The 6,900-nt window shown below is 71.3% G+C and carries 5 protein-coding genes; 4 read left to right on the top strand and 1 reads right to left on the bottom strand.

Features of this window, described 5'->3' with window-relative positions:
• Window positions 1-239 precede the first annotated feature (239 nt).
• The 4 genes from lnt to JHN45_RS50655 all read left to right on the top strand — a co-directional run bounded on the left by lnt (window position 240) and on the right by JHN45_RS50655 (window position 5,390).
• Window positions 240-1,850, top strand: coding sequence for an apolipoprotein N-acyltransferase (gene lnt / locus JHN45_RS50670; protein ID WP_307783447.1), 1,611 nt, complete (start codon window positions 240-242; stop codon window positions 1,848-1,850).
• A gap of 77 nt (window positions 1,851-1,927) precedes the next feature.
• Window positions 1,928-2,407, top strand: coding sequence for an NUDIX domain-containing protein (locus JHN45_RS50665; protein WP_201056225.1), 480 nt, complete (start codon window positions 1,928-1,930; stop codon window positions 2,405-2,407).
• A 54-nt stretch (window positions 2,408-2,461) separates the two neighbouring features.
• Window positions 2,462-3,265, top strand: a complete 804-nt coding sequence (locus tag JHN45_RS50660; RefSeq protein ID WP_201056224.1) for a 3-hydroxybutyrate dehydrogenase — start codon at window positions 2,462-2,464, stop codon at window positions 3,263-3,265.
• 76 nt (window positions 3,266-3,341) lie between these two features.
• On the top strand, window positions 3,342-5,390 hold the full coding sequence (locus JHN45_RS50655; protein ID WP_236585010.1) for a GAF domain-containing protein: 2,049 nt from the start codon (window positions 3,342-3,344) through the stop codon (window positions 5,388-5,390).
• Here JHN45_RS50655 and JHN45_RS50650 read toward each other — a convergent pair.
• Window positions 5,294-6,853, bottom strand: coding sequence for an MFS transporter (locus JHN45_RS50650; protein ID WP_201056222.1), 1,560 nt, complete (start codon window positions 6,851-6,853; stop codon window positions 5,294-5,296). The two genes, JHN45_RS50655 and JHN45_RS50650, sit on opposite strands and share 97 nt — an antisense overlap.
• Window positions 6,854-6,900: the final 47 nt, after the last annotated feature.

Genomic DNA, 6,900 nt, shown 5'->3' with positions numbered 1-6,900 from the left:
ACGCCATCCCCGTGGAACCCACCCCGCCGCCCCCTGAACCGAGCCCCCCGACCCGTGACCGACCCCGGCCGCCGGCCTGGACCGACCGCACGACAGGGGCTCCGGCACACCGTAACGGCTGATGACCGATTTGTGGACGAGTTGCGCAGGAACGATGCGGCTCCTGGGCTGTTCAGTGCCCCGTGCTGCGATCCGGACCGTGCTGTCGGCCCCAAGGTCAGCCGCCGTACACTCCCGGAGTGACCGTCACCGCAACTTCCGTGGACGAGTCGGACCAGCTGGAGCCCCAGGCCGCGCCCGCAGCGCGCCTCGCCCGGCTCGTCCGTCTGGTCCCGGCCGCCGTAGCCGCCCTCTCCGGAGTGCTGCTCTACGTCAGTTTCCCGCCCCGCACACTGTGGTGGCTGGCGCTGCCCGCCTTCGCCTGTTTCGGGTGGGTGCTGCGCGGCCGCAGCTGGAAGGCGGGCCTCGGCCTCGGCTACCTCTTCGGCCTCGGATTCCTGCTGCCCCTGCTGGTGTGGACCGGCGTCGAGGTCGGCCCCGGGCCCTGGCTCGCGCTGGTCGCGGTCGAGGCGATCTTCGTCGCGCTGGTCGGCGCGGGCATCACGGCGGTGTCGAAACTGCCCGCCTGGCCGCTGTGGGCGGCGGCACTGTGGATCGCCGGTGAGGCGGTACGCGCGCGTGCCCCCTTCCATGGCTTCCCCTGGGGCAAGATCGCGTTCGGCCAGGCGGACGGCGTCTTCCTGCCGCTCGCCGCGGTGGGCGGCACCCCGGTCCTCGGCTTCGCCGTCGTCCTGTGCGGCTTCGGCCTGTACGAGATCGTGCGCCTGGCCCTGGAGACCCGGCGTACCCATGAGGTACGGCGGTCCGCCGCGGCCGTGGCCCTGCTGAGCGTGGCCGTACCGGTCGTCGGCGCGCTTGCGGCACGGTCCCTGGTGAGCGACAAGGCCGAGGACGGCACCACGACCGTCGCGGTCATCCAGGGCAACGTCCCGCGCGCGGGACTGGAGTTCAACGCCCAGCGCCGTGCCGTCCTCGACTACCACGTCAAGGAGACCCTGCGGCTGGCCGCGAAGGTCAAGGCAGGCAAGGTCGCGAAGCCCGACGTGGTCCTGTGGCCCGAGAACTCCTCCGACGTCGACCCCTTCGCCGACGCCCAGGCGTACACGGACATCGACGAGGCCGCGAAGGCGATCGGCGCGCCCATCTCGGTCGGCGGCGTGGTCGAGCGGGGCGGCAAGCTCTACAACGAGCAGATCCTCTGGGACCCGGTGAAGGGCCCGACCGACACCTACGACAAACGGCAGATCCAGCCGTTCGGCGAGTACCTCCCGATGCGCTCGCTCCTCGGGGCGATCAACAAGAACTGGACCAGCATGGTCCGCCAGGACTTCAGCCGGGGCACCAAGCCGGGCGTGTTCACCATGAACGGCGCCAAGATCGGCCTGGTCACCTGCTACGAGGCCGCCTTCGACTGGGCCGTGCGCTCCGAGGTCACCGACGGCGCCCAGCTGATCTCCGTGCCCAGCAACAACGCGACCTTCGACCGCAGCGAGATGACCTACCAGCAGCTCGCCATGTCCCGGGTCCGCGCGGTCGAGCACAGCCGGACCGTCACGGTCCCGGTGACCAGCGGCGTCAGCGCGATCATCATGCCGGACGGGAAGATCACCCAGAAGACCGGCATGTTCGTCGCCGACTCCCTGGTCCAGAAGGTGCCGCTGCGCTCCTCGGAGACACCGGCCACCAAGCTCGGCATCCTGCCCGAAATGGCCCTGGTCCTCGTCGCCGCGGGCGGCCTCGGCTGGGCGATCGGCGCCGGTCTGCGCCGGCGGCGCGCGGGCGACGTGTAGCCGTACGCCCGCTGTACGCCCGCCGCACGCACGGCAGTTCGTGGAGCAGCCATGGATCGTCCCGTTAGGGTCGGACCATGGCTACTCCTGATTTCATTCGTACGATCCGGGAATCCGCCGGGCACCAACTGCTGTGGCTTCCCGGGGTGAGCGCCGTGGTCTTCGACGACGCGGGACGCGTGCTGCTGGGCAAGCGGTCGGACAACCACGAGTGGGCGTTGCCCTCCGGCATTCCCGAGCCCGGTGAGCAGCCCGCGGTGTGCGCGGTGCGCGAGGTGTTCGAGGAGACGGCCGTCGAATGCGTGGCCGAGCGGATCGTCATGGTCAAGGCCGGAGGACCGATCAGCTACCCGAACGGTGACGCCTGCCAGTTCATGGACATCACCCTGCAGTGCCGGGCCGTCGGCGGCGAGGCGGCCGTGAACGACGACGAGTCCCTGGAGGTCGGCTGGTTCGAGCTGGACGCGCTGCCCGAGGTCAGCGATCACCAACTGTTCCGGATCAAGCAGACCCTGGCTGACGCACCCACATGGTTCGACACCACGACTTCTGACTGAAGTATGGGCTCAGCCCATATGTGTTGGGCCAACAGGCCTGCCTAGGCTCGACACATGACCGCGCCCAGCCCCCTCCCGGGGCCCCACACCACCCCTCTCTTCGACCTCGGTGGCCGTACCGCACTCGTCACCGGCGCCGCCGGTGGTATCGGCCGGGCCTGCACCCTGCGGCTGGCCGCCGCCGGAGCGAAGGTCAGAGCGGTCGACGTGGACGCCCCGGGACTCGCGGCCCTCGCCGAGCAGGCGCGGGACCTGGCGGGCACCGTCGAAGCGCATGTCCTCGACCTCACCGACCTGGACGCCGCCGAGCGCGCCGCCGCCGGCACGGATGTCCTGGTGAACAACGCGGGTCTGCAACTGGTGCGCCCCATCGAGGAGTTCCCGCCCGACGTCTTCCACACGGTGCTCACCGTGATGCTGGAGGCACCCTTCCGGCTCATCCGCGGGGCCCTGCCCCATATGTACGCGCAGGGTTGGGGCCGGATCGTCAATATGTCCTCCGTCCATGGGCTGCGCGCCTCCGCCTTCAAGTCCGCGTATGTGGCCGCCAAACACGGTCTGGAGGGACTCTCCAAGACCGCCGCCCTCGAAGGCGCACCCCATGGAGTCACCTCCAACTGTGTGAACCCCGCCTATGTGCGCACCCCACTGGTCGAGCGGCAACTCGCCGACCAGGCACGGGCGCACGGCATTTCCGAGGAGCGGGTGCTGACCGAGGTGCTCCTGCGGGACAGCGCGGTGAAACGGCTCATCGAACCTGAGGAGGTAGCCGAGGCCGTCGCCCACCTGTGCGGCCCGCACGCGTCCTTCGTGACCGGCACCTCGCTGGTCCTGGACGGCGGGTGGACCGCGCACTGATGTGCCCGGTGCGCAGGCGTTCTTGAGTTGTCCACAGGCCTGACCGGCCGGCTCGGCGATGGGGAATCCTGTGACCATGTCCAGCGATCACGCGCAGTCCGCCGAGCGCTCCGCCACCCTCACCGGTGCCGGAGCGCGCCCGAGCAGTGCCGAGGCGCCGTTCCTGGAGTTGTTGGCCCGGGGCGCCTCCGCCGACGCCTACGAGCGGCCGGTGCTGCTCGCCCGCGCCGAGGGGAGACCGGCCGAGCTGATCGCCGGACTCGAACACGCCAAGTCGCTCGCGCTGCGCGTGCGTTCGGAGCTGGAGGGACGCCGACGCCGTGAGGCCGAGCTGTCCGCGCTCTTCGAGACCGCCCACGATCTCGCCGGCCTGCGCGACCTCGACGCCGTGCTGCGGGCGATCGTCCAGCGCGCCCGGTCGCTGCTCGGCACCGATGTCGCCTACCTCAGCCTCAACGACCCGACCAGGGGCGACACCTGCATGCGGGTCACCGAGGGCTCGGTCGCGGCCCGCTTCCAGCAACTGCGCCTGGGTATGGGGGAAGGACTCGGCGGACTCGTCGCCCAGACGGCACGTCCCTATGTCACCGACGACTACTTCAAGGACGACCGCTTCCAGCACACCGCCACCATCGACTCGGGGGTGCGCGACGAGGGGCTGGTGGCGATCCTCGGAGTGCCGTTGATGCTCGGGCACCGCGTGATCGGCGTGCTGTTCGCGGCGGACCGGCGGGCGCGCGTTTTCGAGCGGGAGCAGATCGCGCTGCTCGGTTCCTTCGCCGCGCTCGCCGCAGCCGCCATCGACACCGCGAACCTCCTCACGGAGACCCGTTCGGCGCTCGCCGGCCTGGAGCGCGCCAACGAGATCATCCAGGACCGCAGCGCGGTCATCGAGCGCGCCTCGGACATCCACGACCGGCTCGCCGAACTCGTGCTGCGCGGCGGCGGGGTCCACGACGTGGCCGCCGCCGTCTCCCAAGTCCTCGACGGAGACGTCGAGTTCACCGAAACCGACGCCACACCCACGAACGCGCTGGAGACATCCCGTACGGAGGGACACGCGATCCGCCACCGGGACGACTGGATCGCCGCAGTCGCCGCCGGAGGCGAGTTGCTCGGCGCCCTCGTGCTGCGCGGCCACCCCGGACTGGACCCCGTCGACCAGCGCACCCTGGAGCGCGCCGCCATGGTCACCTCCCTGCTCCTGCTCGCCCGGAGATCGGCGGCCGAGGCCGAACAGCGCGTCCGCGGGGAGCTGTTGGACGACCTGCTCGACGCCCGCGACCGCGACCCACGCCTGCTGCGGGACCGCGCGTCCCGGCTGCACGCCGACCTGGACGCCACTCATGTCGTCCTCGCCGCCCGTCTTGACGCCCCGGCGGGCGACGCCGACGAGGAGGCCGCCGCCCGCAGACGACTGTGGTCCGCCGCCTCACATCTCGCCGGAACCCGGCACGGCCTGGCCGCCGCCCGCGACGGCGGCACCGTCCTGCTGCTGCCCCTCGACTCCGGCGACACCCCCACGGACCTCGCCCGGCGCACCGCCGCGCACCTGGGAGCGGCGGTTCACGAAGCGGTCGCCGTCGGCGCCTCCGGGCCTGTCGAGAAGCCTGCCGCGGCGCCGGACGTCGTGGTCAACGCCTATCAGGAGAGCCTGCGTTGCCTCGACGCCCTGCGTCTCCTGGGCCGCTGCGGAGACGGAGCCGCCGCCGAGGACTTCGGCTTCCTCGGACTGCTCCTCGCCGGTGACCGCGACATCGGCGGATTCGTCGAGCGGACCATCGGCCCGGTCATGCGGTACGACGAGCGTCGCGGAACCGATCTGCTGCGCACCCTCGACGCGTACTTCGCCTGCGGCATGAGTCCGGCCCGCACGAGGGACGACCTGCACGTCCACGTCAACACCGTGGCGCAGCGGCTGGAACGCGTGGGCAGACTCCTCGGCGCGGACTGGCAGGACCCGGCCCGCGCTCTGGAGCTCCAACTCGCCCTGCGGCTAAGGAAGTTGGCGGCTCCGGGGCGGAGCCGTCACACGGAGGAAGCCTTGCGGCCCCGGAGCGCGACAAGGGCCAGCAGTGCCGAGACGAGGGCCGCGCTGCCGCAGACGACGAAGCCGATCGAGTAGCCGTGGCCGAGGGCGTCCAGGGCGAGTGGGTGCAGGTCGGCGAGTTTAGGGGAGGCCGCCGAGGCGCCGTTCACCGCGAGCGGGCCGCCCTCTTCCAGTACGGCCGTGCCCGCGCCCTTCAGCGCCGGGGGCAGGGCGGAGTTGTCGAGGGAGTCGGTGAAGCTGCTCGCCGCGCCGCTCAGGGCGACCGCGCCGATGATGGCCGGGCCGAGTGTGAAGCCGAAGTCGCGCAGCAGGTTGGTGGTGGCGCTCGCCATGCCGGCCAGGTGGGTCGGCACGGTGTTCACGGCCGTCGCCGTGATCGACGAGACGGTGATGGCGAAGCCCAGGCCGACCAGTCCGAGCGGCAGGATCAGTGAGGTGAAGGCGGTGTCGGTGATCGGGAGCGTGGCCGCCCAGTAGTCGCCCGCCGCGATCAACAGCAGCCCGGCGCCCAGGAGCAGACCGGGGGCGACGGTGCGCAGCAGTCGTTCCGTCAGCGGCAGCATCGCGAGGGTGATGCCGTTGAGGAGGACGAACGCCAGGCCGGTGCGCATGGGTGCCTGGTCCTGCACCGGGCCGAGCCGGATGCTCACGGAGTATGCGGTGCCGAGGAAGGCGAACATGCCCACCACCGCCACGACCGAGGCGACGGCGAAGGCGCGGTTGCGGAAGAGGTCCAGGCGCAGGAGCGGGGACTTGGCCCGCTTCTCGGCCAGGATGAAGGCGGCGAGGAACACGGCGGCCAGGACGAAGGCGATGACGATCGAGGGCGAGGCCCAACCGTCCGTCGGACCCTGGATGATGGCGTAGAGCAGGGCGAACAGGCCCAGGCCGATGGTGACCTGTCCCGCGATGTCGAGCGAACGGCCTTCAGGGGCGCTGGAGTTGACGGCGAACAGGGCGCTGACCGCGATGCTCGCCACGGCGACGGCGGTGACCACGACGAAGGACCAGCGCCAGGAGCCGTAGGTGGCGGTGACGCCGCCGAGCAGCGGGGCGATGAACCCGCCGGTGGAGAGCAGCGCCGCCCACATCGCGATGACGCGGGCGCGTTGCGCGGGTGAGGTGGTGCCGGCGGCCAGGATGGCAAGCGAGGTCGGGAACAGGGCGGCGGCGCCCAGCCCCGCCAGGGCCTGTCCGGTCCAGAGTTGATGGACACCGGAGGACGTGGCGCTGACCAACTCGCCCACGGCCAGCAGTGAAGCACCGCCGACCAGCAGCCGCTTGCGGCCGAACAGGTCGCCGAGCAGGCCGAAGGTCAGCTCCAGCACGGCGACCGGGAGCAGGAACGCGTCGGAGATCCAGATGAGTTGGGAGCCGACCGGATGCAGGTCGGACTGGAACAGCCCGTTGAGGGTGGCCGGTATGGCCAGGCCGATCTGCGCGAGGCAGACGGCGAGAAGACCGGCGACCAGGGTGCCGGTGCTCAGACCGGGGCCGGTGGCGGTTCTGGTGGAGGGTTCGGTCGGTTCGGTCGTCATCGACACGGAGGGCTCCTGATGCGTGCGGAACGGGGACGGGGCGGGGA

Origin of the sequence: Streptomyces sp. MBT53 (genome assembly GCF_016654115.1) — a bacterium.
Lineage (GTDB): Bacteria > Actinomycetota > Actinomycetes > Streptomycetales > Streptomycetaceae > Streptomyces.
This window is presented reverse-complemented; position numbering and strand designations above follow the sequence as displayed.